The 26970-nt window shown below is 47.5% G+C and carries 22 protein-coding genes; 5 read left to right on the top strand and 17 right to left on the bottom strand.

From position 1 onward, the window contains the following. Positions 1-72: 72 nt before the first annotated feature. The 3 genes from SK066_RS06465 to SK066_RS06455 all read right to left on the bottom strand — a co-directional run bounded on the left by SK066_RS06465 (position 73) and on the right by SK066_RS06455 (position 4027). A complete protein-coding gene (locus SK066_RS06465; protein ID WP_320544065.1) occupies positions 73-1683 on the bottom strand; it encodes a UDP-glucose--hexose-1-phosphate uridylyltransferase in 1611 nt (536 codons plus the stop codon). After that, the gene (gene galE, locus SK066_RS06460) at positions 1676-2668 is read right to left on the bottom strand and encodes a UDP-glucose 4-epimerase GalE (protein ID WP_188776157.1); all 993 of its coding nucleotides are present in this window, start codon (positions 2666-2668) and stop codon (positions 1676-1678) included. The genes SK066_RS06465 and galE overlap by 8 nt, the downstream gene beginning before the upstream one ends. Before the next feature lie 189 nt (positions 2669-2857). Further along, positions 2858-4027, bottom strand: a complete 1170-nt coding sequence (locus SK066_RS06455) for a galactokinase (protein ID WP_320544064.1) — start codon at positions 4025-4027, stop codon at positions 2858-2860. 223 nt (positions 4028-4250) lie between these two features. Here SK066_RS06455 and SK066_RS06450 point away from each other — a divergent pair, with 223 nt between their 5' ends. Further along, entirely contained in the window at positions 4251-5117 is an 867-nt protein-coding gene (locus SK066_RS06450) for an AraC family transcriptional regulator (protein WP_320544063.1), read from the top strand. A 121-nt stretch (positions 5118-5238) separates the two neighbouring features. Here SK066_RS06450 and SK066_RS06445 read toward each other — a convergent pair whose 3' ends face one another. From SK066_RS06445 to SK066_RS06420, 6 genes are all read right to left on the bottom strand, one after another. Further along, positions 5239-6309: an ankyrin repeat domain-containing protein gene (locus SK066_RS06445; protein WP_320544062.1), complete on the bottom strand. Its 1071-nt coding sequence runs from the start codon at positions 6307-6309 to the stop codon at positions 5239-5241. Between the two features lie 365 nt (positions 6310-6674). Then, positions 6675-7682, bottom strand: coding sequence for an L-glyceraldehyde 3-phosphate reductase (mgrA, locus tag SK066_RS06440; RefSeq protein WP_250344647.1), 1008 nt, complete (start codon positions 7680-7682; stop codon positions 6675-6677). A 200-nt stretch (positions 7683-7882) separates the two neighbouring features. Next, positions 7883-8626, bottom strand: coding sequence for an NAD-dependent protein deacylase (locus tag SK066_RS06435; RefSeq protein ID WP_320544061.1), 744 nt, complete (start codon positions 8624-8626; stop codon positions 7883-7885). Positions 8627-8794: 168 nt separating this feature from the next. Beyond that, positions 8795-9613 (bottom strand): alpha/beta fold hydrolase, encoded by an 819-nt coding sequence (locus SK066_RS06430; protein WP_320544060.1) that lies wholly within the window; start codon positions 9611-9613, stop codon positions 8795-8797. Positions 9614-10051: 438 nt separating this feature from the next. Next, positions 10052-10717: a bifunctional 2-keto-4-hydroxyglutarate aldolase/2-keto-3-deoxy-6-phosphogluconate aldolase gene (locus tag SK066_RS06425; RefSeq protein ID WP_188776150.1), complete on the bottom strand. Its 666-nt coding sequence runs from the start codon at positions 10715-10717 to the stop codon at positions 10052-10054. 81 nt (positions 10718-10798) lie between these two features. Then, entirely contained in the window at positions 10799-11761 is a 963-nt protein-coding gene (locus tag SK066_RS06420; RefSeq protein ID WP_320544059.1) for a sugar kinase, read from the bottom strand. A gap of 219 nt (positions 11762-11980) precedes the next feature. On the opposite strand from SK066_RS06420, the gene SK066_RS06415 reads away from it, so the two are divergent. From SK066_RS06415 to ilvD, 3 genes are all read left to right on the top strand, one after another. Further along, entirely contained in the window at positions 11981-13051 is a 1071-nt protein-coding gene (locus SK066_RS06415; protein WP_320544058.1) for an acyltransferase family protein, read from the top strand. A 123-nt stretch (positions 13052-13174) separates the two neighbouring features. Then, a complete protein-coding gene (locus SK066_RS06410; RefSeq protein ID WP_188776147.1) occupies positions 13175-13423 on the top strand; it encodes a KGG domain-containing protein in 249 nt (82 codons plus the stop codon). A gap of 378 nt (positions 13424-13801) precedes the next feature. Then, positions 13802-15475, top strand: a complete 1674-nt coding sequence (gene ilvD, locus SK066_RS06405; RefSeq protein ID WP_188776439.1) for a dihydroxy-acid dehydratase — start codon at positions 13802-13804, stop codon at positions 15473-15475. Positions 15476-15868: 393 nt separating this feature from the next. Here ilvD and SK066_RS06400 read toward each other — a convergent pair whose 3' ends face one another. Next, on the bottom strand, positions 15869-17350 hold the full coding sequence (locus SK066_RS06400) for a polysaccharide deacetylase family protein (protein ID WP_456094091.1): 1482 nt from the start codon (positions 17348-17350) through the stop codon (positions 15869-15871). A 256-nt stretch (positions 17351-17606) separates the two neighbouring features. Between SK066_RS06400 and SK066_RS06395 the strand changes: the two genes are divergently transcribed. Further along, complete coding sequence (locus tag SK066_RS06395) at positions 17607-18767, top strand: AI-2E family transporter (protein ID WP_320544056.1); 1161 nt, start codon at positions 17607-17609, stop codon at positions 18765-18767. Between the two features lie 435 nt (positions 18768-19202). Here the strand turns inward: SK066_RS06395 and SK066_RS06390 are convergent, their stop codons facing one another. The 7 genes from SK066_RS06390 to ruvX form a co-directional block, all read right to left on the bottom strand. Continuing rightward, entirely contained in the window at positions 19203-21776 is a 2574-nt protein-coding gene (locus tag SK066_RS06390) for a methyl-accepting chemotaxis protein (RefSeq protein WP_320544055.1), read from the bottom strand. Positions 21777-22260: 484 nt separating this feature from the next. After that, positions 22261-23622: a peptidase U32 family protein gene (locus SK066_RS06385; RefSeq protein WP_320544054.1), complete on the bottom strand. Its 1362-nt coding sequence runs from the start codon at positions 23620-23622 to the stop codon at positions 22261-22263. Positions 23623-23658: 36 nt separating this feature from the next. Next, positions 23659-24588 (bottom strand): peptidase U32 family protein, encoded by a 930-nt coding sequence (locus SK066_RS06380; RefSeq protein WP_320544053.1) that lies wholly within the window; start codon positions 24586-24588, stop codon positions 23659-23661. 148 nt (positions 24589-24736) lie between these two features. Then, the gene (gene mltG, locus SK066_RS06375) at positions 24737-25789 is read right to left on the bottom strand and encodes an endolytic transglycosylase MltG (RefSeq protein WP_320544052.1); all 1053 of its coding nucleotides are present in this window, start codon (positions 25787-25789) and stop codon (positions 24737-24739) included. 141 nt (positions 25790-25930) lie between these two features. Then, positions 25931-26239, bottom strand: a complete 309-nt coding sequence (locus SK066_RS06370; protein WP_188776140.1) for a DUF1292 domain-containing protein — start codon at positions 26237-26239, stop codon at positions 25931-25933. A 4-nt stretch (positions 26240-26243) separates the two neighbouring features. Then, a complete protein-coding gene (locus SK066_RS06365) occupies positions 26244-26540 on the bottom strand; it encodes a DUF1292 domain-containing protein (protein WP_188776139.1) in 297 nt (98 codons plus the stop codon). A gap of 11 nt (positions 26541-26551) precedes the next feature. Continuing rightward, positions 26552-26968 carry a Holliday junction resolvase RuvX gene (ruvX, locus tag SK066_RS06360; RefSeq protein WP_188776138.1) on the bottom strand — a complete coding sequence of 139 codons (417 nt, stop codon included), beginning with the start codon at positions 26966-26968 and terminating at the stop codon, positions 26552-26554. Positions 26969-26970: the final 2 nt, after the last annotated feature.

Here is a 26970-nt window from a genome sequence, read left to right as displayed (position 1 = left end):
TTGTGCGATTAGTTGAATGTGTTCATTGATTTTGTTTAATGGTTTTGCTTTGTTGAATGGCTTGGGTAGAACTTATTTATGGTTGAGCTGGTAGCCAGTGCTTTCTAAGAAGCGTTGGAAAGCGGCGCGGCCTGTTTCGTCTTTTTTGTAGACGCCAGCGTGTTCCAGAATTTCGGCGAATTTGCGGCCAACTTCGTCTTGTATGGTCAGGGTAGCTGCTTCCTGCTCCAGCTCTGTACCGTACTGGGTGACCATGTGCTCTGCCCATTCCAGATGATGTGCTAGCTTGTGGTCAGCTGTGTTGCGCAGCTCGTCCAGCAACGCGGTATTGCCTGTCAGAATCGAACCGATCTGATCCAGCTCGTCTTTTAAGCGTCCTGGAAGGATAGCTAGACCCATGACTTCGATCAGACCGATATTTTCGCGCTTAATATGATGCATTTCGCGGTGTGGGTGGAAAATACCATCCGGGTGCTGCTCATTGGTACGATTGTTGCGCAATACCAGATCCATCTCGTATTGCTCACCACGACGGCGTACGATTGGGGTTACGGTATTGTGTCGCACCGGGTTGCCGTCTGCATCTGGTGTAGACGCTAGAATGTCCACTTCGGCATCGCTATACACTTTCCATGCCTCGTAGATATCGTTAGCTGCTTCCAGCAGTAAAGTATCGTTGAAGGCACGCAGACGAATTACGGACATTGGCCAATTGACCAGCTCCAGCGTAATACCTTCGCGTGTCTCGTGACGATACGTCTGCTCTACCGCTGCTTTTTCAATCGGGAATGTATGACGTCCACCCTGGAAATGATCATGTGTCAGGATCGAGCCACCTACGATAGGCAGATCGGCATTCGAACCCAAGAAGTAATGCGGGAATTCGCCGACAAAATCAAGTAAACGACGCAGTGTCTGCTTGGTGAGCTGCATCGGCACGTGGTCATGATGGAACACGATGCAGTGCTCGTTATAGTACACATACGGCGAATATTGCAGGAACCACGCTTCTCCACTCAGCATAAGTGGCACCACGCGAAGATTTTGACGCGCTGGGTGATTGATACGACCAGCATAGCCTACATTTTCGCGGCATAACAGACACTTCGGATACGATGGTGGTGGCAACAGCTTCGCCTGGGCGATTTCAGCTGACGTTTTCTCTGGCTTGGACAGGTTAATCGTCATTTCCAGATCGCCGTAGCTGCTTGGTTGCTTCCAGTATACATTTTTCGCGATACGATCCATACGGATGTAATTGGAATTGATCGACAGCTGATAAAATTGATCGGTTGCCGATTCGATACCTTCACGATCCAATGTATCGAAGAAATCTGCGGTCACTTCGGATGGACGTGCCATCAGTAGACCCATAATCTCAGCATCCATCAGGTCGCGGTACGTATCGGTATTTTCGGGCAGCATGCCGATGCTGTACGCATAATCGAGAATAGTGTCGATCATCGGCTGCGGGGAGTCAGCAGGCTCGCCCTGATCCACACTCGCCAGAAGCGGTACGTTAGCGTCGTATGGCTCATCAAAGCGGAATTTGCTTAGTAGCATATTGCGCGCATAATCGAGGTCTGCAACCTTGATCATCTGCTTATCAAAAGCGAATTTGACAAGTTCATCAATCGCTAGCAGTGTCTGATTTTGTTCGTTCGTACGTTCTGTATTATTCATGGTTACCATATCCTTGTGGTTTGGATTCGTGCCATTGCCATGCGCTGGCGATAATATTTTCAAGACTATCATGCTTTGGTGTCCAGCCCAGTACAGAGCGTGCTTTTGCAGAGGAAGCGATCAGTACAGCCGGGTCGCCGCTACGACGTGGCTCGAATACGGTAGGAATTTCGCGTCCGGTTACTTTTTTCGCAGTTTCGATTACCTGTTTAACCGAGAAGCCCTGTCCGTTACCGAGGTTAAAGGCGCTGCTCTCGCCGCCACCAGCAAGGTACTCTACTGCTTTCAGGTGAGCATCTGCCAGATCGCTAACATGAATGTAGTCGCGTACGCAGGTGCCATCTTCAGTTGGATAGTCATCACCGAAGACGGAGATATGAGCACGCTGCCCAAGTGCCGTTTGCAAGACGAGCGGTACCAGATGGGATTCTGGACGATGATCTTCACCGATTTTGCCGCTTGCATGTGCGCCTGCTGCGTTGAAATAGCGCAGAGCCACATAACGGATACCGTGTGCTTTATCAAACCAGGACATCATGCGCTCCATCACAAGCTTTGTTTCGCCATAAACGTTAGCTGGCTCCGTACGATCCGTTTCTTCAATTGGTACCTTGTCCGGTTCGCCATAGGTTGCTGCTGTGGAGGAGAATACGATGTTTTTCACGCCAGCTTTGTGCATTTCCTCAAGCAGACACATCGCTCCATACACGTTGTTATCATAATATTTGGCAGGGTTCTGCATGCTCTCGCCTACAAGCGAGCTTGCTGCAAAGTGGATCACCGCTGTAATTTTATTTTCTGTGAAAATACGTTCCAGTAGCGCCTTATCGCGCAGATCGCCTTCATAAAAAGTACCGCCCAGTACAGCTTCACGGTGCCCTGTCAGCAGGTTATCAATAACGACAACCTCTTCACCACGATCCAGTAGCTCTGCTACCGTATGTGATCCGATATACCCTGCTCCACCAGTTACCAAAATAGCCATTGTTTATTCCTCCTGATCAATGTGTAGTGTGAAATCGCGTTGTACCATTCTCTGTATTGTATCTGTATATGTTCAGGCATACCGTATATTCAGTATACCTGTAATCCGCTCTGTTCTCTCCTCACATCGGTAATCCAGCCGATGCGCTCCTATGTGTAACCCAGTCTATACCGCTCTATAGAGGAAGCATTACTTCCACTCTGTAACGCCATCCCCAGCCGAGCAGACGTAGAAATCTGCCTTCAAGCCAGTCCGTTCTTCATATGCCGCTCCCACTTCTTGCAGGAATGTCTCTACCGAATCCTCATGTACAAGTGATACGGTACAGCCACCAAAGCCTGCGCCTGTCATACGCGAGCCGATCGTACCGGAAATGCGGCGTGCTTCCTCAACCATCACATCCAGCTCCTCGCAGCTCACTTCGTACAGGTCGCGTAGCGATTCATGTGAAGCATTCATAAGCTCGCCGAAGCGCTGTAGATCATCCTCCTGCAATGCCTTTGTAGACGCCAGCACACGTGCATTTTCCTCCACAACGTGGCGAGCACGATCACGTACAATCGCATCTTCAATCTGTACTTGCAGCAGATCGAACTGCTGAGGTGTTAATTGTGCCAGATAATTCAGATTCTCGACATGTGGCTGTAGTGCGCTTAATGCGGCTTCACACTGGGAACGACGCTCATTGTACTTGGAATCTACAAGGCCGCGACGCTTGTTCGTGTTACCGATCACGATGCGATATTGTCCGGTACGAAAAGGCACATGCTTGTATTCAAGCGTATCGCACATAAGCAGAATCGCATGATCCTTCAAGCCGTTAGCCACTGCAAATTGATCCATAATTCCGCAATTGACACCGACAAATTCATTTTCCGCTTTTTGGGAAAGAACAGCGATTTCAACAGTATCAATGTGACCTTGCTCCATGCTCAGCATCGCGTAGCCCGTAACTACCTCGATGGAAGCCGAGGAGGAAAGACCAGAGCCATTCGGGATGTTACCGAAGAACAGCAAGTCATAGCCACCGCTGAGCAGCGTGCCCTTTTGCTTCAATACGGTCATTACGCCGAGTGGATAATCCATCCATTCTCCAGTGTGATCACTGCCGATGGAATCGACTGCGAATTCGCCTTCCAGCTCTGGAAAATTGACCGAGGCGAGTCGGATCATGCCGTCCGTATTGGCACGAACTGCCAGCGCTGTACCGAATTCTAAAGCGGCAGGCAGCACGTAGCCACCATTATAATCAATATGCTCGCCAATCAGATTAACGCGCCCCGGAGCATGGAATACGCGGATCGCGCTACCTGCACCATATTTATCTGTAAATGCCTGTTTCATCTGTTCCTGATTCATGAGTCAATTCCACCTTATCTATCCAAATTCATCGATTGCACTCTAGCTGTGCTTGTTTCTGATATCAGTATAGCCTGAAACCGCTACCTCGCGTAATGAACAGATGTGCTATTTATATGGATAAATGTGACTTTGGAATTGTATAATGATAACAGGTCTATATGACGAGCGTATGAACAGAGCTAAGCGTCTATGTAAAATCATGAAAAAGGAGACTTCCATAATGCAGGACAAATTTTATCAGGTCGCACCGAATCCTGTTTTTCATGATTCCGGCTCTCTCTACGTGCTGTTCACTGGCGAAAGTCAGACAGCACCAGCTCACCGACTCGGTCCCAAAATCTATGACTACTATCTGTATCATTATGTAACAGAAGGACGTGGGCAGTTCATCACAGAGAATCGCACGTACAAGCTCAGTAGTGGAGACTCCTTCCTCATTCATCCGGGGCAGCTGGTTAGCTATGTATCGGATCAGCAGCAGCCGTGGCATTATCACTGGGTTGCTTTTGCTGGTGAGCAGGCAGCCAAGCTGGTACGTCAGACAGGGTTTCGTGCAGATGCTCCTGTAGCACGCTCCAGTCAGCAGGCTGGCGTTACTAACCAGATCGGCGACCATCTGAGCGCGATGCTGCAAGCCTTTTACACACAAAAGGATAGCTCTGATCTGGGTGCACTCGGTTATCTGCATCTAATTATGGCAGAGGCGAGCGAGCAATTGACTCAGCAAGAAGCGTTACCAGGTGCAGAATCGATTACGCGTCGAACCGTCAAGCAGATGATCCATTACATGTCGAGCCAGTATGCCCATCCTGTCTCCATCGAGGATATGTGCAGTAGCATCGGATATAACCGTGCGTATATGTCGCGCATTTTCAAAAAAGAAACAGGGATGACGCCAGTAACATATTTGCTCAAGCTACGTATCGACAAAGCGCGTCAGCTACTGCGTGAGCGTCCAGAGCTATCCACACAGCAGATCGCTGCTTCGGTGGGATTAACGGATGCCCTGTACTTTTCCAAGCAGTTTCGACGTTTTTATAGTGTGTCACCGAGTCAGTATCGAGCATCGATTCAGCGCCCGGGCTAGTTGCAAAGTCGATCGTTCGCACGATAGTAAAGCTAGGCAGTAAAGCTAGATAGTAAAACTAGAGGAGATCGTCTTACTAGTAACTGAACGGTTTCTGCTCAAGTATAGCCAGAACGTAAGCTTAAAATACACGGTCAAGCGATGCTAATGGATGGGCGATAAAGTCATTCCAGCTTACCAGCGAATGATACTCTTTATGCTCCTCATCATAGCAGCCGATCTTGCGTGAGGCTGGATGCCAGACGATATGTAGCCCACTGTAGTTGTCTATTGTAGCGGATAAACGTAACAAACGTGTACGCCCGAGCCTCATTTCGATCGTATCGGTTAGCGTGAAAAATTCAATGTAACCGATGCCCAGCTCATTTTCTGGTAGCGTTAACGTCAATGGATCACCGCTAAGTCTCTCTAAAAGCGCTGCTGGAAGCTTGTACGCGCGTAACGCATGCAACTTATTACTACGATCATGAAAGGCTGGCGGCTCCAGACTCTGGATATAAGCAGCCAGTTCGGTATGCTTCTCACTAACCGCAATCGTATACGCACGATCTCCATTATCTTCACAGATTGTGATATCGGCGCCCTGTTCAATCAGGTAGCGTGCGATCTTATCGTAGCCATTCCGTACGGCTACCGTTAATGGAGTGGCGCGATAGGGGAAAATGGAGTCCGGCTTATTATAGTTAATGTCCACCCCTTGCTCTACTAAATATTCGATCATTCGCAGATCATGCTGGCTCACCGCTTTGCGCAGGATCGCCCCGGCATGCTGACGAATATCCAGACCAAGCTCATGCAGAAGCGGAATATTCTTTTTGTTCCCGTAATAGGCTTCATCATAAGCATTATTGTTCAAACGACTCATTAATTCCAGCTTAGCTCCTGCTGCATACAGTTTGCGTATATCGGTTTCGTTAGCATAACGCACAGCCGTGAGCATAGCCGGATATTGCGGATCATTCAGTTCAACTTCTCGCTCCAGCAGGGCTTCCACAATGGAGCTTTTCCCCATGATCAATGCAAGTTGCAGTGGAGTGAGCTTGATATTTTTGCTCAAGGACAATGGTTGATTCAGTTCGGTATACCTGCCTGCTGCCCATGCCTCCCGCAGCTTTTGTACCTGTCCCTCATAGATCCATAATGCTAGCTCAGGCAAAGTATGGAATTTGCCTTTATCTTTGATCGTATACATATCCGTTCCCTCCTTCTCGTTTACGCTTTGGCTTCTTTTTATTGTCTTTGTTTTTAGCGAAAAATACAATCTATATGCAAAATAGCCATAGTTGCTGTGCGCCTGATCTGGCGTCACTACAACTATGGCTATTGGATCGCTATTAAAGCGTGTATAGATACCGACGGTATTCGTTAGAATAGAAGCAGAGTATTCCTCTTGAAGCTTCATCCCGGAATGTATTTCTGCTGAATGTGCACATGCCACAGGCATCAAACCAGCCATTCAACATGACTGCCTGTATTTATTTAGAACGTTGAATGTTTAATGCTAGCCAAGCCTGTTCTTATCAAGCAGCTAGCACTCATTATTTACCTGTCTGCTAGTTACGCTTGCTCTGGAGCTGACTTCAAAATCGTCTCAATGCGCTGTAATTCCTCTGCAGAGAATTCCAGATTATCCAGTGCAGCGATATTTTCCTCGATCTGAGATACACGGCTGGCACCGATAAGCGCAGAAGTGACTTTGCCATGACGCAGTACCCATGCCAGCGCCATTTGCGCCAGACTTTGACCACGAGTAGCAGCAACCTGATTCAGTGCACGCACTTTACGTACCGTCTCCGGTGTGATCTGATCCTTACCGAGAAATTGCGATCCGCTCGCAGCACGGGAATCTTCGGGTACGCCATTCAGGTATTTGCTTGTCAGCACGCCCTGCTCCAACGGACAAAATGCGATACTACCTGCACCAACTACGTCCAGCTCATCCTGTAAGCCATTTTCGATCCAGCGATCCAGCATGGAATAACGTGGCTGGTGAATCGTCAGCGGCGTGCCGAGCTCTTTTAGAATACGAGCCGCTTCGCGTGTCTGTTCAGCGGAATAACTGGAAATACCCACATATAGCGCTTTACCGGAGCGCACGATATGATCCAGCGCCATCATCGTTTCCTCCAGCGGTGTATCTGGATCGAAGCGGTGAGAATAGAAAATGTCCACATAATCCAGACCCATACGCTTCAGACTTTGATCAAGGCTGGATACGAGATATTTGCGGGAGCCCCATTCACCATACGGGCCTGGCCACATATAATAACCGGCTTTCGTAGAGATGACCATCTCATCGCGATAAGGTGCAAGATCCTGACGCAGCACTTGTCCAAATGTCTCCTCAGCTGAGCCTGCTGGTGGGCCGTAATTATTCGCCAGATCGAAATGCGTAATACCAAGATCAAAAGCGCGTGTCAGCATATCACGAGAGTTCTCAAGCGTATGTACACCGCCAAAATTATGCCATAAACCGAGTGAAATCGCTGGTAGCTTTAAGCCCGAGCGTCCGGTACGGTTATACTTCATATTGTCATAGCGTTGTTCTGAAGCTACATAGACCACAATGATCCCAACCCTTCTGGTAAATAAAATCGAATAGAACCAATACCCATTTCCACACAAATCATAACGGAAGCGTTATCATTATGCAAATGAATTTGCAGCTGTTGGTGTATAACTATTGTTTGCCGTATTGATGGAAGCATACTTTATCCAATGTAATAATCTCCCTATCCACTGCAACAATCTTTATCCATATTCTTCTATCTGGAATATCTACGCTGGCGGATCTGCTCCATGATCTGTCCCATCGGCTCTGTAATAATCAGATCAGCATGACGATCATGCGCGGTTGCTGAAGCATTCATTAGCACCGTATAATTTCCCCGGAAATATTGAATAAAGCTGGCTGCTGGATAGACGGTCAGCGAGGTTCCACCAATAATAAGCAGATCCGCTTCACCCAATGCAGCAACCGTATTGCCGATCACATCGGAATCGAGCGATTCTCCATATAACACTACATCCGGTCGAATGATGCCATGATCAACCGGGCAGCGCGGAATCCCTTCCTGAGCGAGTACATCGTCCAGAGAATAGGTGCGCCCACAGCTAATGCAATAATTACGATGCACCGAGCCATGTAACTCTAACACATGCCGACTGCCTGCCTTCTGATGAAGACCATCGATATTTTGAGTGATAATCGCACTTAGCTTGCCCTCCTGCTCCAGCTCGGCAAGCAGGTGATGCACCGAATTCGGCTGCGCATCCGGATGAAGCAGACGTGTACGATAAAATTCATAAAACAGCTCTGGCTCACGCTGGAAAAAACGATGACTTAGCATCTCTTCTGGCGAATAGCCACGCTGCCCGCTCTCACTATACAGCCCCTGTGCTGAACGAAAATCAGGAATTCCGCTCTCCGTCGATGTGCCTGCACCGCCAAAAAATACGATGCGCTGTGACTGCTCGATCCATCCAGCCAGTTGATCTACCTTGTCCATTAGCTTCGCCTCCTATAGCTTTATTCTAAAGATGCACAATTGGCATCTATCCTGGTTATTATTACCCTTTTATCGATAAAAAGCAGCGTTCCCTGTGCGCCTGAAATGGCACGAAACGCTGCTTCTATCCAATACTTATTCTACAGGCATATCATTGTTACTTGAATCTTACTTGGACTTTTGCGAAGTTGCTGGAATGTCCTTCATCCAGCTTACGAGTGCATTGACCGTCTGATTGCGCTGCTCCTGCTCGGTAATCTGAGCAGGCTTGTCGCCCTTCTGCTCACCATAGCTACCAAATTGGGCATGATCGCCGCCCTTGATACTATAGTAAACCGTATCGGCTGGCAGCATTGTGCGTGCAGCTTCATATTTATCGCGCTGCAACACACCATCATTGGATGCACTAATCGACATTACAGGCAGTCCGCTATTACCAAGACTTCCTTTAGAATCTGGATAGGAAGCCAGGAAAAATACCCCTGCCATACGATCAATATGCTCTGCCGCATAACGTGCAGCAAACACGCCGCCCAGTGAATGACCACCGATAATAAACTTCTGATCAGGATGATTATCCAGTATCGCCTGTGCCGCATCGGGCTTGAAGAAAGCGAAGTTAAATGGCATTTTCACAATATATACGGGATGACCGGCTTTGGCTAGACTTTGCGCCAGCAAGCTATACGCCTCTGGCTTCACCCGTGCACCCTGATAAAAGATAATCCCCACCTTGGACGACTTCGCTGGAGCAAATTCGATCCATTGATCGGTATTCTTTACAGTTACACCTTCAGCTGGCGTCGTTATCGCCTGCTCTGCTTGTGGTGTTGGGCCATATGGCGTAAGTACGTACCATGCTGCTACACCCGTAGCAATCACGAGTAGAATTAAAATAACTAGCAATATTTTGCCGATGGTACGCGCACGACTCTTACGCCGTGTACCTCCATAGCTTCCAAAACCACTTGTTTTACGTCTAAACATCCTTATCTCCTTCCATCAGCAATCAGGCATGATGTCCGTATAGGATCACATTGTCCACGTGCTGCACCTGATCTGATCAGTGATTGCCTCAACTGACAGACCAAGCACAAAGCCTGACGCTTCCCGTCTATACTTCATGTTGCTGCGGTAATCATTGGTTTACGCTTATTTGATCAACCAGTGCCCAAGCAGACCAACATGGATGCAAAGCAGCCTGTCTCCCTCGCAGGACAACAGGCCGCTGGTATGTCTAGTATAACATTTCCGCTATGTCAGAAGAAACCTTGCATGCCAATCCAGCGGTATAATCCACTTTAAGACAAGCTATACAAGTTTTGCAGACGTTTGCAAAATGAATTTTGTTCATGCTCTACATTATCATTTCTGCCATTTTACAGGATAGTGCCTGTCTTACAAGAAGAATACTTAAAACAGAATTTAGCCTTGCTTGGCTTCATGATATGCCTTCATATATTGCTCGGACTTCTGGCGCACCAGACTGAGATCGCCTGTTTTGATCGCATCGGTGGTTAGATCGGAGCCGATGCCGACAGCGACTGCACCGCCCTTGATCCATTCGCCCAGATTATCGAGTGACACGCCACCAGTGGGCATAAAGTTCGCCTGCGGCATTGGACCTTTGAGCGTTTTGATAATGGATGGCTGATATAGATTGCCCGGGAACAGCTTCACAATATCTACACCGAGCTCCAATGCGTGCTGTACACCCTCCAACGTGGTCACACCTGGTAAGACCGGTACACGGTATAGATTGCAGATTTTAACTGTTTCTGGATTGAGCGAAGGACTCACCACGAATTCAGCACCCGCCATCATTGCTGCACGTGCAGTTTGTGGCTCCAATACGGTACCTGCACCGATAATTGCAAAATTGTCTGATTTATCGGATTTCCAGCTATACATCCGGCTTAGTTTCTCAATCGCATGGAGTGCACCTGGAACAGTTAGTGTAACCTCAATAACTTTAATGCCGCCAGCGATCGCTTGCTCAGCCATCGCGAATACCTGATCCGCGGATTCACCACGCAGAACGGCAACGACACCGTAGTCCATCATTTTTTGCAGGATTTGCAGTTTTTTCATGTCAGTTCTCCTTTAGACTTGAGAATACTTGCCTTACCTTTGCATGAATACGGTGACTGTTCTATGTTGTCTGCTTCACATTTAACGTTCGATGTGTACTTTGTTACCTAGCTTTGCTTCAACCTGGCTATGGGTCGGTAATGCTTCCCAATCGCCTACCGCCTGGATTACCATGGAGCCATTCAGATTCCCCAGTCGCACCGCTTCTTCATTGGAATAGCCACGCAGCAAGCCTGTCAAAAAGCCTGCACAGAAGCCATCTCCAGCACCGACGGTATCCAGCACCTGCTCTGCTTTAAAATACGGTACTTCTAATGTACGATCCTTCTCGACCACATAAGTCAGATCCGGGCCGCCCTTGACGATACTAATCGCCTTCAGCTGACGCAAACGATCGAAAATCTCTGAATCACTGGACGTCTCATACAGCAAAGCCAGCTCATCCAGTCCGGGCAGGAAATAATCGCAGCGCTCCGCGAGATCAAGCAGCACAGGTCGTGCTTCCTCCAGCGTCCACAGCTTCAAGCGCAGATTCGGATCAAATGATACTGTTACACCGGCTTCAGTTGCAATCTCCATCGCACGCTTCACGGTAGCCAATCCAGAGGAGCTGATCGCTGCTGTAATCCCGGTCACATGCAAAATACGTGCGCCCGCGATATAGTCAGCTTCCAGATCTTCCGGCTGCATATGGCTTGCTGCCGAAAAACGGCGGTAATAGTGTACCGATGCTTTGCCAGACACATTTTCACGTAGCATGAGTCCAGTCGGTTCGCCATCCGCCAGAATCGAGCGTGACACATCCACGCCTTCTCCACGGATCGCCTTTTGAATCATATGACCAAGCGGATCATTGCCAAGTCTGCCACACCATCCAACCGAATGACCGAGCCGGGCAATACCGATTGCCAGATTACTCTCTGCACCACCGAACGACTTGCGCAGCTGTGCTGCGTATTCCAGACCACGAGAGTCCTCCGCCGTCAGCAGTCCCATCGATTCCCCAAAGGTCACGACTTCCGGCGAGCCTGTCTGATTGTTCATGTTTCATCCCCCTGATTCAAGCGATTTGTGATACAGGATATGTAACCGCGTACACTCTCCATTTTCGCAACCGCTTTCTTGCTTGTCAATGATTCCGCTCCATCAATATTTGTACATTTTTGTTCAACAATAATGAACTATTTGTGATTAAATTCACAATATTAAAATTCCGTTTGCTTTATTTTTAAACTATCAACTTGCCAAAGGAGTCTGGAATTCATGAATACCGCACATAAGCAGCTGACTGCTCATCATACAGAGGCGATCGAAACGTATTTTATTAATTTGCGCTTTTTGCTTATTGTATGTGTAGTGGCAGGCAATATGCTGGAGCCGCTTGTTCGCCATTCTGCGATGGCAGAAGGTATCTTTTTATGGATTTTCTCGTTTCATATGCCGCTATTTGTGCTGGTGACTGGATTTTTTGCACGTTCTAATTTGCATGGTCGCACAGGGCAACGGGTGCTGCGTACGATCCTGCTACAATATATTGTATTTCAATCGCTATATTCATTACTAGATATGACCTTTTTCCGTGTCGATGGAGTTGTACATTCGTTTTTTGCGCCTTATTTGCTGCTATGGTTTTTGGCAGGGCATGCTTTCTGGCGCTTGCTCGCTATTGCGCTGCATCGCTTGAGCTTACCGTTTCAGCTGACGATTGCAATTTTGCTCGGTCTATTGGCAGGCTGCTTGCCGCTGGATGGCGTGTGGCTGGCTATTTCACGTACATTGATTTATTTTCCCTTTTTCATGATTGGTTATAGTCTGAATGTGTCCAAGCTGTATGCGATGATCATGCAGAAGCGTCGACGGCTTGGAACGATCGGTTCTGTGCTGCTAATGCTTTCCTTTATTATGCTGCATTGGGAGTTACCGCATGGCTGGTTTTATGGAAATCAGACCTTTATGCAGCTCGGCGTCTCCCTAGAGAATGGACTACTTATACGAATCGGCATGTACAGCTTACAGCTAGTTGCTTCTCTTGCCTTTCTCGCCTGGGTGCCGCGGCGGGTAGGTTATCTCACCGGATGGGGTCGGCGCACATTATATGTGTTTCTTTTACACGGACTTGTTGTGCGTACGCTTGTTGCAGCGGGCTTTGTTCATGCACTTGGCTACAGCCCAGCAAGTGTAATATTTCTAATATTATTTTCCATATTAATGGCAGTCGCACTCGCTCAGCCGATCGTACAAAAATGGACGAAACCCTGGATCGAACCTTGCGTTCCGCGTCCAATCACGGTTTTCTGGCACTATATTCAGCATAGTTCTTCAGTTACAAAATAAATGGCAGGTGGATAAATTAGGGAATTTTCGTTTCAGGCAATTTAGACAGGGTAATTAATGAGCAACTAGTTGTATCACAATAATAAGGTTTTTTACCTTTATACTGACAGGAGTGAAATTGTTATGGCAAACACCAAGAGCAATGGCAAAATGACCCGCCAAGAAGCCGGTCGCATGGGCGGTCAAGCCACTTCCCGTAAACATAGCAAAGAATTCTATCAGCAGATTGGCAAAAAAGGCGGACAGGCGACCTCCCGCAACCATGATAAGGATTTCTATCAAGAGATTGGACGTAAGGGTGGCGAAGCCACTTCGGAAACGCATGATCGTGACTTTTACAAAGAAATCGGTCGCAAAGGTGGGAGTCGTTAACCATTCTTCCTATTAAATAGGAGAAACGTATACGATAGCCTAATCATCGAAAGTAGACTCTTTTAACTATGCACAAAAAGAGTCTGCTTTTTTGTTGTCTTTTTCTCTGTAAATTACATAATATAAGCTGGCAAAAAGCTAACACATATGATAGACTCTATTAAAAACTTTTGTGTAATATCAGCCTGTAAGCCTATGTTGACACATATTGGTCCGTATGCCAGAACGCTATTTGCCTTATGTTCATCTGCTAGTTTGCTGTATTATGCAATCCTTTTCCAGCCTTGGACTTTGCTATTCAACCGCGCTAAAGTCACAAAGCTACTATCATATATTTGGGGGGAAACCGACACCATGGCAGCCAACACAAAAAACAAAATGCGCTCGGACATGATCAAAAAAGGTTTCGATCGTGCACCGCACCGCAGCCTGCTGCGTGCAGCTGGCGTTAAGGAAGAAGATTTCGACAAGCCGTTTATCGCTGTATGTAACTCCTACATTGATATCGTTCCGGGGCATGTGCATCTGCAAGAGTTCGGTAAAATCGTCAAAGAAGCGATCCGTGAAGCGGGCGGTGTACCGTTCGAGTTCAACACAATCGGCGTCGATGACGGTATCGCAATGGGCCATATCGGCATGCGCTATTCCCTGCCAAGCCGTGAGATCATCGCTGATTCTCTGGAAACAGTCGTATCCGCTCACTGGTTTGACGGCATGGTTTGTATTCCAAACTGTGACAAAATCACACCAGGTATGCTCATGGGCGCACTGCGTGTGAATATCCCAACTCTGTTTGTCAGCGGCGGCCCAATGAAGGCTGGTAAAGACAGCACAGGACGCTCCATCTCTCTGACATCGGTATTTGAAGGCGTTGGTGCATACCAGGCTGGCAAAATTGATGACAAAACACTGCTGGAGCTGGAACAATTCGGTTGTCCAACCTGTGGTTCTTGTTCGGGTATGTTCACAGCGAACTCCATGAACTGTCTGGCAGAAGCACTCGGTCTAGCTCTACCAGGTAACGGTACGATTCTGGCTGTTGCTCCAGAACGTCGTGACTTTGTTCGCAAATCGGCTACACAGCTGATGGAACTGATCAAGCTTGATCTGAAGCCACGCGACATCGTAACGGAAAAAGCGATCGATAATGCATTTGCACTGGATATGGCAATGGGTGGTTCTACCAATACGGTATTGCACACACTGGCACTGGCACACGAAGCTGGCTTCCAATATCCAATCGAACGCATTAATGAAGTAGCCAACCGTGTACCTCACCTGGCGAAGCTTGCTCCTGCATCGGACTGGCATATCGAGGATGTGCATCTGGCAGGTGGCGTAAGCGCCGTACTGAATGAGCTGCTGAAAAAGCCAGGCGCCCTGCATGAGGATTGCATTACAGTTACAGGTAAAACGATTCGTGAAAATGTAGAGGGTCAGGAAATTCAAAACCATGAAGTTATTCATGCGATTGATAACCCGCACTCCGAACGCGGCGGTCTGGCAGTTCTGTTCGGTAATCTGGCACCGGAAGGCTCGATCATTAAGGTCGGTGCGGTTGATCCGTCGGTTGGCGGCTACCACAAAGGCCCTGCGATCTGCTTCGATTCTCAAGATGATGCCCTGTACGGCATCGCTAACGGTCACGTCAAGGAAGGTCATGTTGTCGTTATCCGTTACGAAGGCCCGAAAGGCGGCCCAGGTATGCCGGAAATGCTCGCTCCAACATCTCAGATCGTTGGTATGGGTCTGGGCGCGAAGGTTGGTCTGATCACAGACGGACGCTTCTCTGGCGCATCTCGCGGTATCAGCATCGGTCACATCTCACCAGAAGCAGCAGAAGGCGGCCCGATCGCATTCGTTCATGATGGCGATATCATTGAGCTGGATCTGAACGAGCGTCATATCACGCTGCATGTGAGCGACGAAGAGCTGGAAGAACGCCGTAAAAACGAGTGGAAAGAATTCGAGCCGAAGGTAAAAACCGGTTATCTGGCTCGTTATTCCAAGCTTGTTACCAATGCTAGTATGGGCGGTATTATGAAAATCTAATCGGTGTATTGGGTTTAATAGAGACGTTCTGGATCGTGTGAGCTGCGATCTGGAGCGTCTTTTTTTGCTGTCAGGATAATCTCTGCTAGCTGGACAACCCTAAATTGGTCCTGTTGCTGTTGCTGTTGCTGTTGCTGTTGCTGTTGCTGTTGCTGTTGCAAGTATACTATCTACACGTCATATGTATATTCCAATCGTGCATCTGTATGACACACTTTAATACCGCCCGTTTCTCAAAGTCATTAATATCAACCTTCTATACATATATTAAAAACAGCCCGAAACAAATGTATGTACAATAGCACTACAGACGGCTTGTTTCGGGCTGTAAGGTATAACATAGTATCTGGGACATAAACGGAAGAATCGAATACTATATTCATTGCTACATGATTACGAAGGCTGAGTTTGTATGTCAGTCGTTGCCAATGTATCTTCTACGGATGTGGATGGTTCTGATGGTACGGCAGTTAGCGCTACGCCGCGTTCGGTGTGTTGTGTAGAAGGATCGACAATGGATGATGTGTCGACACCATAACGTTGCATAAAAGCAGGTGTGGATAGTACCATCGCACGCGGAATCAGATGCTCGGATTGTTCTTTTAGGCGCATGCTACCGGATGGATGGATCATAGTGAGTAACAGCTTGAGATACCAGCGTGTGAGGACAGCGAATAGGCCCTTTGGCAGTTCTCGTATGGCAAAACCGAATTTTTCCGGGCCACGGTTGACCATGCTTACACCATACAGCGCGCGCGCTTGCATAAGCTCTGGCTGCTCCTTCATTTGCAGCGCCAGCTTCGGAAAGTCCTGTCTGGCGGCTTTAATGAACAGGATTGCAAGCTGCATCATCGAGCGTGAGCCTGAGGTCAGGTCGAATAAACGGCGGTTATCAAAATGAAGCTCGATAATCGAGTCTCCACGTTCCAACCATTCTCCGGTTTCTAATTGTAGCGGTCTACCTTGATACGAGCGTAGTCTGTAATGAAATAGTCCGTCCGGGCCTGTCTTTTGCAAATGGAACATCCAGTGGAATAGCTTTTCCCAGCCCAGCCATAGATGAACGAGCAGCTTCTTAAATGGAGACAGGAGCGTGCCGAGTGGTGCACGGCGGGCGTATGTTCCATCCTCTGACTCACGAGTGGCATGATCTTTTCTCTGCTTGGACATATATTTGCTCCCTTCCATCAGAGAGCCGATCGTCACTGCTTCCAGACCACGCTGCTGCGCCTCCTGTAGCACAAGCTCTAGCGCAGCAAGCATTTCGGCAGGAGCATCACGATTCGCTCCCCAGGTGTTGCCGCAATCGTGCAGCAGCATAATCTCGCCACCTCGTAGCTTACGCAGCATACGAGCAGCGAGTTTATCTCTACCTACCCGTTTACGCCAATCACCAAACAGAGACGACCAGAGCACAATATCGTAATGACTGTTACGCGAAAGATCAGACTGGTTTACGATTCCCCACGGTGGGCGATAATATTGGGGCCGCTTGCCTGTAAGATCGTGAATGATTTTTTGAGTCAAATAGATTTGCCGGCGTACTGAGGCTGGCGACATTAACCAGTTAGCGCGATGAATATAATTATGGATACCAATCTGATGTCCTTCCTCATGAATGCGGCGGATGATGTCTGGATTCTGCTCTGCATGAAGTCCTACAACAAAAAAGGTTGCCTTTGCCTCATACTGCTTGAGCAAGTCTAATAACAACGGTGTATAGATCGGATCGGGGCCATCATCAAAGGTCAGTGCGAACGATGTCTTGCTGTCTCCACGTCGAAATACACGATAGCCAAACAGTCGACTAACCAGCCCCGGAATAAAGGCATAAAATGAACATATGTAAAGCAGCCATAAAAACAGATGTTCCATCATTGCTCCTTTCAGCTCCCTATCCAGCGATAATGATGTGTAACATGTCTCTAGTTCATTGCAGGGTTGGAGCAAGCAAATTGCAATTATTGTGATCTTACTGTCGCAGTGCAGAACGATGCACGGAGATGAATTTTAGCTTAATCTGCTATATTGGCTTTTCGGGGTATTGCATCTATACTATTTTATCATACCCTCCTGCTGCTAGAGTAAGAGGGAATTTTAACGATTTGACGGAAAAGGAGTTTTACGTTTCATGCTGCCACTGTACAAAAAGTATTGGCGCACCGCCTTTGACATCGGTGTCGTCGTTCTGACCGTCTATCTGGTATTGCTGTTATCCAGCTGGTTATACCGGATTGCTGCACCTGTATTTTTATCATTGCTTATCTTCGCAATGATCGAGCCATTTGCAATGTTTTTGAATCGACGTGGCTTACCGAAAATGGCTTCCTCCGCGATTGCTGTGCTGGTATTCGTACTTATTATTCTGGGAGCACTGTTTGGTGCAGGGCTTGTGTTTGTCGCTCAGATCAGCCAGGTGACGGATGCCTTGCCGGGCTATGCTTCTATCGTGCAGCATCATTTCTCGCAGTTCACTGGCTTTTTACAGGATCAGCTCAAGGCATTGCCTCCTGGTGTAGCCGAACAGATTAATGAATACTTTGCCACCTTCACTGCTGGACTGGCGGTATGGGGCAAGTCATTGTTTAATGCAGCGCTTGGCTGGCTTGGCACCTTCTCGTCCTTTATCGGTAGCTTTGCCGTTGGGATTGTGCTCGCCTTCTTCCTGAGTGCTGAGATTAATCTTTGGCGCAGAATTGCAACGGAGAAGACACCCAACACGATCAAAAAATCCTTTTACTTTTTAAAGGAGCATGTATTGTTTGCCATCGGTGCGTATATTAAAGCGCAGCTGATGATGGTGTCGCTCACATTTGTGCTTGTGTACATAGGATTACTGATCTTACAGGTCGATCATGCTTTTTCACTAGCGATTCTGAGTGCGGTATTCGACATTTTGCCTTTACTCGGCATACCGGTTATTTTCATACCGTGGATTGTGTATCTGTTCATTGTCGGACAGACCGGGCTCGCGATTGGGCTGACGGTACTGCTTGTGGTCGTTATGCTGACTCGCCAGCTATTGGAGCCCAAAATCACCGGTAATTCGATCGGTATTACGTCTGCCTATCTGATGCTCTCTGCGATGATCATCTCGCTGTCTATTTTCGGCGTGGCAGGTCTGGTGCTGTCGCCTATTCTCATTATTCTGCTCAAAGAATTGTTTGTGCAGGGCTATCTACAACGCTGGATTCGTCTACCCAAGGAAGAATTTGAGCCGATGGATCGTGCAAATGATCCTCCTGCTCCAGCTGCTGCAACGGACTCAGAGCCTTCGACCGACCAGCTGTAATTCCGACGAGATCTAGATCGAAATAAGCAAATGCAAATCGTCGATACTGGATAGCCATGCTACTATTCCTATAGGATGAATAAACTCATAGCTTACCATTCGCTACTACACTGTATCATGACATTCATTATGCAGGGCTTAGCTTATGATACCGTTTGAATATAAAGGCTGTGTATGTTACGTATAAGTAATTTTAACGAAAATTAGCGGCGGTATCCAGTTTGGCGTGATCTACCTTCATCAAGCCGCGTATACAAAAAATGCAAAAAGCTGCAATCTTCGATTATGAAGATTGCAGCTTTTTAGTATCGTTTGGTATTGCTGTATTCAAGAGCTTTCATTCATCACTTTATTATGCAATACCCTTCTATTGCGCAGTAGCCAGAAGGATGCCCTAATACTCTCAGATCTTCCTATGCTGCTAAGCGTTATTTTCTACGCTTCTTTTTCCAAATGCGATACATCCTTCGTTTCTGGTGAATCCGCATTTTCTTCTGCATGAACCGCATCAACAGACTGTAAAGGAACGACGTCAGCCGTCTCCGATGTTGATTCGTTTTCACCTGCTGTAGTAGCTGCATCAGTCGCGTCAGCCTCAGCTATAGCGTCCTCAGGCACCTCTACATCGTCGATCGTGAAGCGTGCAATCGTATCCTTCAAGCCAATCGATACCGTTTCCAGTTGACCGGACAGCGTCACGAGCTGTGTGCTTACATTTTGCTGCTCGCTACTCAGGGAAGCAACCTCCTGCGAAGTGGCAGAGGATTCCTCGGCTACCGCACTCACATTGCTCATCGCCTCACTCATTGATTGCTGCACGCGATTCAGCTCATTAATCGATTGTGTAGCAGAGCCAAGCTTGTGCACGAACTCGGTCATTTGCTGCTGTACCGTTTCAAAAATACCTGTTGTTGCCTGTACCGCTTCGGTTTGTTGACGGAACAGCGGGAAGGCTTCGGTCAGCACACGCACCGTCTCATCCATTTCCTTCTGGATATTAGCGGTAATCTCGCCAACCATCAGGATCGATTGACGGGATTGCTCTGCCAGATTACGAACCTCATCGGCAACGACCATAAAGCCTTTACCCGCAGCGCCTGCACGTGCTGCCTCGATCGTTGCATTCAGGGACAGAATGTTCGTCTGCTTCGTAATATTTTGCATGGCATCGAGTACCTGCTGTACAGACGATGTGCTTTCCTTGAGTGAATCGATCCGTACGCTCAGCGAACGGATCATATCCTCGGTCACTTTCGTTTTGCCCATCAGCTCATCCATATGATGAACCCCTGTTTTACCTGCTTCTTCTACTTTTTCAGCTGATAGCTCCATCTGCTTGTTCGCCTCAACAACGCGACCCATTCGATCATTCATCGTCTCGGTCAGCTCTGTACCGCGTTCAGCCTCCAGTGCCAGACTACCTGCCCCGTTCGCAATTTCCTCGGTAGCTACAGCGATCTCGCGTGCTGAAGTAGCCGTTTGACGAGAAGCCGAGCTAAGCGTAGTTGCAGTGTCCAGTACGTGCTGGGCAGATTCATTCGTCTGCTTCACCAGACCTGTAATATTTTCCATCATCGTATTAAAAGCTACTCCAAGCTGTCCAATCTCGTCCGAGGATTTGTGATTGGTACGTACGCTCAGAATTCCCTGTGAACCTAGATTCATCAGACGCTGTAGCTTACGCAGTGGCGTACCGATGGTGCGAATAATAACCAGACCGATCAGGATCGCTACAACCGCACACACAATCGCCATAATCCATGTCAGCATCAGAATCGGACTTGCACTCGATACAAGTGCTTGTACTGGTACAGTTCCGATCAGCTTCCATGTATCCGCTGTATCAAGTACAGAGTAAGCAACTAGAATGGGCTGCGGGCCTTCATCATTTTGGAAGCGTCCGCTACCGCCCTTGATTTGATCCAGGAATTTGTAAGCTGATGCTTCCGATACGGTTTCTGGCTGTGTGGAAGCAATCACTGTATTATTCGGCCCACCTACCAGATCCACTTTGCCGCCGTCACCCAGATTAAGGTTATCGATCTGATCATTCAGCCATTTGCTATTAATGCTCATAACGAAGACGAAGGATTCCGGACTACTCGACAAACGCATTGCACGTGCATACGTAAAGTTTTTGTTCGTGCCAGCGGCAGACTCCGTTGGAATCCACTGCATGACCCCTTTATCATCCGTCAATGTTTTATACCAATCCTTTTGACGAACCGCAGTCGGATCAGGAATACCTGTACCTGCACCGATAACATTCAGCTTTGTGTCGACAGGGATCAGATAGATCGCCTCGATCGAATCGGTAGAGTTCATTTGATTTTGTAAATTCTGGCTAATCGAATTGATCGTTTGGTATTTATCATATTCCGACAGATTCGGGCTAGTAAGCTTCGTCAGATCATTCTGCATAGTTGGATCAAAAAACACCTGTACAGAAGAGTTCACGATCTGACTGAGCATCACATCCAGCTTTTCCCCGGTCTGAATGATCGTCTGTTCATTACTAATCGCTGCATTTTCCTTAATTACACTTTTCGCGCGTAGATAAGAAAATGAGCCTAGCAAAACAACACATAGCATAATAGCAATGAAAAACATTAAGAATAGCTTTACTCCAACTGATTTGGAAGGATTAAAGCTACGCCAATTTTTAGCAGCAGACAGCGAGGAACGCCCAGCATGCTTGAGCTGCTCACGCGAAATGCGTGGCGCTTTCAAGTTAAACTTACTATTGCCTGGCTTACCTGGTTCGGCTGTTGATGACGCTGCTACAGCGTCTACACCCTGAACAGGCATCTGCTTCGCTCCCCTGCCGCGCTCTTTAAACCACTTATGTAGCGCCCGTTGAGAAGGATTTTTCCCGTTGTTGACTTTCTGTTGCTTCGGCTTTGGAGTTTGATTCTTTAGTTGCTTGGTCTCGCCTGGTTGCTTGAGTAACTTTTTGGATAACTTTGCTGGCTTGCCTTCCGATTTCCCCGGTTTTTGCCATAAACCCATACGATTCACCCACCATCTCAAAATTCAGGACCTGCAATATACCTTTCTCTCCCGGCTTACCTGTTCCCTATTTTATTCAGTCAGAGCTCCTTCTGGAGTCCTAGAGCTATAGTTCTGCTTCCATTATCGGCGATTATCCAGTAAAAATGAACTCTTTTTTTGAAAAAGTAAGGTCTTTTATACTATTATTTATAAAAAACCTAACATTGCGATTTAAATAATACCATAATTTAGGCTATTATCTCTTTTGTAAGCGATATTATTTTTCAGAAAATACATGAATATATCATTATATGTTATGTAAATGATACAAAAAAGGCAGGAAACAGGTCTTTTGGGCTAAGCGAAATTACGCTTTAGCTTATCAAAAAGACTGTTTTCTGCCTTTACAATGTAGAAGGATACGTGTGCCTACCCAATCCTGTTACATCTATATTTTATGATTACTATGCACGTAAACCTTCTCGTACAGCAAGCTTGTCCATTAGACGGTTACCGTTGTCTTTGGAGCAGCTTTTACATTCTTTTTACGCATCATATCAAAATAACGAACCGGCTGATCCACCTTCAAGCGGATCTTTTGCAAGGGGTGGCGAGCGGCATCCAGCTCATTGCCCTCTTCATCCCAGATCGTGCCGACCTGCTGCTTGAAAAATGTACCATTCGGACCGAAGAACTCAATATCCTGACCTGGCTTGAAGTGATTACGCTGCTGCACAGTTGCAATACCTGTCGCTTCATCATAATCTAGCACCAACCCGGCAAAATCATAAGGAACCGCCTTATCTTCTGGCTCATAAATATGATCTTCCTGATCCGGTGTATCGTAGAAGAAGCCTGTATTCAGCGGACGATTGGCTGCTTTGTTTAGCTCTTCCAGCCATTCTGGCTTGAGTTCATAATTGTCAGGATCAGCCATGTAGGAATCGATCGCCTGACGATACGCATTCACCACTGTCGCCACATAGTGGATCGATTTCATCCGACCCTCGATCTTAAAGCTATCGATGCCGACCTCGATCAGATCAGGAATCGCCTCCAGCATACACAGATCCTTGGAGCCCATCGAGAACGGATTATCGCCTTCCTCATACAATGGAAGCTGATTCACACCCAGCTGGAATTGCTCCAGTACACGCTGCTCTGCCGCTTCTTCTTCCGAGATCCATTCTGTCTGTGGACGCGCATCCTCAAACAGATCGTATTTCCACCGGCACGACTGACAGCAGCCACCACGGTTAGAATCACGGTCGGTAAAATGGTTGGACAGCACACAGCGTCCCGAGAAGGAAGAACACATCGCACCGTGAATAAATGCCTCAATCTCTACATCCACATTCTTCTTAATCTCCGCAATTTCTTCCAGGCTAGTTTCGCGCCCCAGTACGACACGCGGCAAGCCTTCTTCTTTCCAGAACTTTACCGCTTGCCAGTTCAATGTCGATTGCTGAGTACTCAAATGCACCTCTAGCTTCGGTGCACAGCGCAGAGCAATTTCGATAATCGTTGGATCGGCTACAATAATCGCCGAGATGCCAGCTTCCTCCAGATTGCGCAGATATTCCTCGATGCCATCAACATCCTCATCATGCGCATAAATGTTAGTCGCGACAAATACTTTAGCACCGTATTGATTCGCGAATTCTACGCCTTCCCGCATTTCTTCAAAGCTGAAGTTATCTGCGTTGGACCGAAGGCCGTATTTTTGTCCACCGATGTATACAGCATCAGCGCCATAATGAATAGCAAATTTCAGCTTTTCCAGATTCCCTGCTGGTGCAAGCAACTCCGGCTTATCCAGACGGTATCTTTTGCCAAAATGAATTGGTTTGGATGTAGTTCCCATTGGAGATCTCCCCCTCGATCTTGTTACGATGATATCTTAATAGACTTGCTCTTTATAAAAGAAACCAAACGACAGCTCACGCTCAGGGTCTTGCAGCTCACGAACTTCTTCCAGCCACGATTCGTCGAACTCGTATTCCTCTGCATGAGCAGCATACGCATCGATCGCGGTACGATAGGCGCGAACGACAGCGACATTGTAAGCAATCGGCTTGAGCATCCCTTCGATTTTGAAGCTATGGATGCCTGCTTCCATTAGTAGATGCAGGTCTTCCAGAATACAAATATCTTCCGAGCTCATAATATGAGTACCGTTACTGTCCTCATAGATCGGGAACTTTTCATCACGACGCTCCGCCTCGATTAGAAACAGTCCACGTGTTAGCCCCAGCTCGCCCTCTACCTGGCGTCCCTGATGCGCCATATAGCTCTGCACAAGGCGACGCTTGGAATGGTAAATATTTGTCATACCATGCACCTGTACCTGTGCTTCCACTTCCAGCTTGTCCGTCATACCAGTAATCTCATCCATATTCAGCTCACGTGCCAGTACGACACGTGTCGCTCCCTTGCGTCCCCAGTAATTTGCAGTAGACGAGTTGGTTGAGGTCATCTCCGCATTCCAGTGTAGACGCAGGTCTGGAGCCAGCTCGCGTACAGTAGTCAACACTGCCGGATCGCCAAATTCAATACCATGTACCCCTGCATCGCGCAGACCTTCGATATAAGCAGGCAGTTCAGCCAGTATATCATTGGTCATCAGATTGTTCACCGCAACATACACACGCTTGCCTTTATCATGACTGTATGCTACCGCCTCAGCGATCTCTGCTAAAGTAAAGTCTCCTGGCAAGCGCATTCCAAAGCGCTCTTCGCCAATTAGAAAAGCGTCTGCTCCCGCTTCCGCTAGTACACGTAGCTCCTCCAACGAAGAAGCTGTGCTTAACAGCTCAGGTTTATTACTCATATCAAGCACCTCCCAGCCTTACGGCTGTTATTTCATCATTGTACGTATTGCTAAGTATGGGTCGATACACATCTTCTATTATCTGACGCTCCACGCATCACAAGGCAGCGAATGGCTCGCTGCCTGTGGATGTGTATTCGTTAACGCATCAATTGGCTTCATCGGAAGTATTACTGCTCTCCGCCTGGCCTGCTGCACTGGTTTCTTTACTCGCAGCGATATTTTTCTGATGCTCTGCATAGGTTTTAGCAAATAGATGTCCACCGGAGCCATCCTTTTTCGTTACATAGTATAGATAATCGGATGTCTTCGGCTCTAATGCTGCCTTAATCGCTTCAATACCAGGATTAGCAATCGGTCCTGGCGGCAGTCCATCGTGCAGATACGTATTATATGGACTGTCAATTTTGAGATCGGAGTACAGCAGACGCTGCTTTTGCTTGCCCAGTGCGTATTGCACAGTCGCATCAATTTGCAAACGCATCCCTTGCTTAATCCGGTTGTTAATAACACCTGACACCTCTGCACGCTCATCTGGAACGACAACTTCTCGCTCGATCAGCGATGCTTCGGTTAATAGCTGATGCAATGTCATACCTCGTGCTTTCAGCTTTTGATCAAAATTATCGATCGTCGCCAGATTCGAACGCGTACCTGCCAGCATATTCGCAATCACATCCTGCGGTGTGCTATCCAGTGGCAAATCGTATGTAGCCGGGAACAGATAGCCTTCTAACGGATGTAAAATGCCATTACCTGTCGGTACCTTCCAATCACGTGCTTGCTTGAACTGAGACGGATCATCTACCAGCTTCAAAAATTCATCCCGATCCACATAGCCCGCACTGCTGAGCTTGTCGGCAATCTGTGTAACGGTGTATCCCTCCGGAATCGTAAACTTCATCGTTTTCGGTACGACAACCTCCGCATTGTTCAGCTTGGTCACAATCTGCTCATACGTCATGCCAGGTGTGAATTCATAGTCACCTGCCTTGAACGCTTTGCCTTCATTGTTCCAGCGCAGATACATTCGAAACGCGAAGTCATTGCGAATGATGCCTTTACTTTCCAGATCGCCCGCAAGCTTAGCTGTTGACGTGCCCTCCGCAAGCGTATAAGCAACAGGCTCAGATGAAGCCGCAGTCGGCTGCATCGCATTCCATCCGTATATCGCTACGCCTGCAATGATAATAATCAGCAAAACAATAACTCCTAAAAGGGTCCTGACCTTTTTACGCAATGGACATAACAACTCCTTTGACAGTCAAAAAGAGCGGAATAGGCTCCGCTCTTCTCAAGACATAACTGTAGCAGTATGGAACTGCCGTATACAAATCCGTGATTAATCTTCAAACGGTAAGGTCAGCTCGTCGTACAATTCAGCTACGTCTTCCCATTCATCGTCGTCGTCAATCGTAATCAGCTCCGGATGTCCATCCGCACCGTCTACAATTTTCAAAATTTCGACTTCGGTATCAGGCAATGCTGTATCCTTTTGCAGGACAGCATAGGCACCTGATTCTGTCTCAAATTCGCTGATCAAACGATAAACGACATTCTCGCCGCTCTCATCGGTTAACTCGATCAGTACCCCGTAAGCCTCAAGCAACTTGGACGATAATTTGACATTACTCGCAGAAAGATCACTCATGGGTTTATTCACCATCCAATTCAGCCACTAATGTATTGAAGGTCTCTTCAACGATCTGCCACTCGTCTTCGTCTTCAATGATGTAGAGCTTCAGATCATCTTCGTCTTCCTCGTACCGGAACGCATATACTTCATCAGTATCGTCCTCTGTGGCTTCCATAGGCACGACCATCATATATTTGGCGTCCGAACCATCAACTTCGAATTTCATGATGACTTCAAATTCCTCTTCATTTCCATCATCATCTGGAATGTAAATAATTTCTGGTTCGTCCTCAAGCAAATTTTGATCCTTCGCCATATTAACCACCCTCACCCTTTACTTTTAGAATCCAAGTAATTTTGCAAAATCAAGCTTGCGGCCATTTTATCAACGACCTGCTTGCGTTTCTTGCGGCTTACGTCAGCCTCAATCAAAGTTCGCTCAGCTGACATCGTTGTAAGCCTTTCATCCCATAGGTGAACAGGCAGATGCACAGATTCCCGAAGATGTTCTGCAAATTCGATACATATTTGACCACGGGGACCGATACTTCCATTCATGTTCTTAGGAAGCCCCACCACGATCTCGCTAATCTCGTGTTCCTGAATGAGTTCAGCAATCCGTTCGTCTACTGCTGTATTACGCTGGCGATCAATGACCTCAACGCCCTGAGCAGTCCAGCCAAACGCATCGCTAACCGCGACACCGATCCGGCGATCTCCGTAATCCAGACCTAATATTTTCATGA

Origin of the sequence: Paenibacillus hunanensis, from assembly GCF_034055775.1 — a bacterium.
Lineage (GTDB): Bacteria > Bacillota > Bacilli > Paenibacillales > Paenibacillaceae > Saccharibacillus > Saccharibacillus hunanensis.
Note: the sequence above shows the minus strand (reverse complement) of the source record. Positions and strands in the feature narration are given on the sequence as shown.

Bases quoted from the DNA above. Each gene is read 5' to 3' on its own strand.
- SK066_RS06410 (WP_188776147.1), top strand. From the start codon at position 13,175: ATGGCAAACACCAAGAGCAATGGCAAAATGACCCGCCAAGAAGCCGGT.
- galE (WP_188776157.1), bottom strand. From the start codon at position 2,668: ATGGCTATTTTGGTAACTGGTGGAGCAGGGTATATCGGATCACATACG.
- SK066_RS06435 (WP_320544061.1), bottom strand. From the start codon at position 8,626: ATGGACAAGGTAGATCAACTGGCTGGATGGATCGAGCAGTCACAGCGC.
- SK066_RS06400 (WP_456094091.1), bottom strand. From the start codon at position 17,350: ATGGAACATCTGTTTTTATGGCTGCTTTACATATGTTCATTTTATGCC.
- SK066_RS06465 (WP_320544065.1), bottom strand. From the start codon at position 1,683: ATGAATAATACAGAACGTACGAACGAACAAAATCAGACACTGCTAGCG.
- ilvD (WP_188776439.1), top strand. From the start codon at position 13,802: ATGCGCTCGGACATGATCAAAAAAGGTTTCGATCGTGCACCGCACCGC.
- SK066_RS06365 (WP_188776139.1), bottom strand. From the start codon at position 26,540: ATGGCGAAGGATCAAAATTTGCTTGAGGACGAACCAGAAATTATTTAC.
- SK066_RS06385 (WP_320544054.1), bottom strand. From the start codon at position 23,622: ATGGGAACTACATCCAAACCAATTCATTTTGGCAAAAGATACCGTCTG.
- SK066_RS06430 (WP_320544060.1), bottom strand. From the start codon at position 9,613: ATGTTTAGACGTAAAACAAGTGGTTTTGGAAGCTATGGAGGTACACGG.
- SK066_RS06395 (WP_320544056.1), top strand. From the start codon at position 17,607: ATGCTGCCACTGTACAAAAAGTATTGGCGCACCGCCTTTGACATCGGT.
- SK066_RS06415 (WP_320544058.1), top strand. From the start codon at position 11,981: ATGAATACCGCACATAAGCAGCTGACTGCTCATCATACAGAGGCGATC.
- SK066_RS06455 (WP_320544064.1), bottom strand. From the start codon at position 4,027: ATGAATCAGGAACAGATGAAACAGGCATTTACAGATAAATATGGTGCA.
- SK066_RS06450 (WP_320544063.1), top strand. From the start codon at position 4,251: ATGCAGGACAAATTTTATCAGGTCGCACCGAATCCTGTTTTTCATGAT.
- SK066_RS06370 (WP_188776140.1), bottom strand. From the start codon at position 26,239: ATGAGTGATCTTTCTGCGAGTAATGTCAAATTATCGTCCAAGTTGCTT.
- SK066_RS06445 (WP_320544062.1), bottom strand. From the start codon at position 6,309: ATGTATACGATCAAAGATAAAGGCAAATTCCATACTTTGCCTGAGCTA.
- SK066_RS06380 (WP_320544053.1), bottom strand. From the start codon at position 24,588: ATGAGTAATAAACCTGAGCTGTTAAGCACAGCTTCTTCGTTGGAGGAG.
- SK066_RS06420 (WP_320544059.1), bottom strand. From the start codon at position 11,761: ATGAACAATCAGACAGGCTCGCCGGAAGTCGTGACCTTTGGGGAATCG.
- ruvX (WP_188776138.1), bottom strand. From the start codon at position 26,968: ATGAAAATATTAGGTCTGGATTACGGAGATCGCCGGATCGGTGTCGCG.
- SK066_RS06425 (WP_188776150.1), bottom strand. From the start codon at position 10,717: ATGAAAAAACTGCAAATCCTGCAAAAAATGATGGACTACGGTGTCGTT.
- SK066_RS06390 (WP_320544055.1), bottom strand. From the start codon at position 21,776: ATGGGTTTATGGCAAAAACCGGGGAAATCGGAAGGCAAGCCAGCAAAG.